Origin of the sequence: Nocardioides sp. GCM10030259, assembly GCF_042666375.1 — a bacterium.
Classification (GTDB): domain Bacteria; phylum Actinomycetota; class Actinomycetes; order Propionibacteriales; family Nocardioidaceae; genus Nocardioides.
The window spans coordinates 1-1,460 of the sequence record NZ_JBHTDF010000024.1; the positions used below are offsets into that span (position 1 = coordinate 1).

The 1,460-nt window shown below is 68.6% G+C and carries 1 protein-coding gene; it reads left to right on the plus strand.

Annotation, left to right across the window (positions count from 1 at the left end):
* Positions 1–223: 223 nt before the first annotated feature.
* Positions 224–1,435: an IS110 family transposase gene (locus ACFQQI_RS19395; RefSeq protein ID WP_378567411.1), complete on the plus strand. Its 1,212-nt coding sequence runs from the start codon at positions 224–226 to the stop codon at positions 1,433–1,435.
* Positions 1,436–1,460 lie beyond the last annotated feature (25 nt).

Consider the following 1,460-nt stretch of genomic DNA (forward strand, 5'->3'; position numbering starts at 1 on the left):
CTGTTAGACGATTCCGCTAGGACCGGTGTCCGGCCAGACTCGGTCCAGGCGTTCGGCGGGACGCTCTCCTTGCGGCTGCCCACCATGTTCTTGGTGTGGCTCTCTTCCGGTCTGCGTGCCGTCGCTCGCCGTGCCGAGGTGTGGCTCCAGAGGGGACTGCCCTGCTCGTAACAGCAATGCCCGCCTCGCGATTCAACCGGTCCACACGAACGAGGCGATGGCGATGGGAAAGGTGTTCATCGGGGTCGATCCCCACAAGCTGTCGGTGACGATCGAGGTCGTCGACGACCACGAGACGGTGCTGGCCGCCGGCCGGTTCGGTACCGACAAGGCCGGCTACGCGGCGATGCGCAGAACCGTGGTGCGCTGGCCTGACCGGGTCTGGGCGGTCGAGGGCAGCAACGGCGCCGGGCGCCCGCTGGCCCAGCACTTGTTGGCCGACGCCGAGCACGTCGTGGACGTGCCGGCCAAGCTCTCGGCCCGGGCGAGAGCGTTCGACACCGGACACAACCGCAAGACCGACGCCTACGACGCGCACGCAGTCGCGGTCGTCGCGGTTCGCACCACCGGACTGCGGGTGCTGTTTTACGACGAGGAACTCGAGGCGCTGCGGATGCTGGCCGACCGGCGCGACGAGCTCGCCAGGGCACGCGTGCAGACCATCTGCCGACTGCATCGGCTGTTGTCCGAGCTCCTGCCCGGCACCGGCAAGAAGGACCTCACCGCCCTCCAGGCCAAGAGGATGCTCGCCTCGGTGCGCCCACGCGACCTGGCCGGCAAGACCCGCCGCCGACTCGCCGCCGAACTGCTCGCCGAGCTCGTCGTGATCGAGAAGAAGGTCAAGGCGAACACCAAGGAGCTCAAGGAGATGGTGCTGGCGCGAGGCTCACATCTGATGGACCTGCCCGGCGTCGGCCCGGTGGTCGCCGCCCGGATCCTGGCCGACGTCGGCGACGTGACCCGGTTCGCCGACCGCAACCGTTTCGCGTCCTGGACCGGCACCGCGCCCCTGGACGCCTCCTCCGGTGAGCAGATCCGCCACCGCCTGTCGCGAGCCGGGAATCGCAAGGTCAACCACATGCTGCACATCGCCGCGGCCAGCCAGGTCCGGCTCGAGACCGAAGGCCGGGTCTACTACCGACGCAAGCTCGCCGCCGGCAAGACCCGAATGGAGGCCATGCGCTGCCTGAAGCGTCGGATCTCGGACGCCGTCTACCGCCAACTCCTCGCCGAAGCTCACGCACCTGCCAACACGGCACGAGAAACGGATCCGGGAGGGCATTGCGGGGCGTCTCAAGAATCCAGCGCGGCCGACTCACACCCGCTCATCGACACTTCGGATCAGCCACTTCCCGGACCCGCACCAGCGACGCTACAACCCGGCCACCGCCCCCGGAAGAGCCCGAGCCGACAACACCTCAAGACTGCGGGTTGACGTCAGAGGGGTGCCGGTAAGACGC

Bases quoted from the DNA above. Each gene is read 5' to 3' on its own strand.
- ACFQQI_RS19395 (WP_378567411.1), top strand. From the start codon at position 224: ATGGGAAAGGTGTTCATCGGGGTCGATCCCCACAAGCTGTCGGTGACG.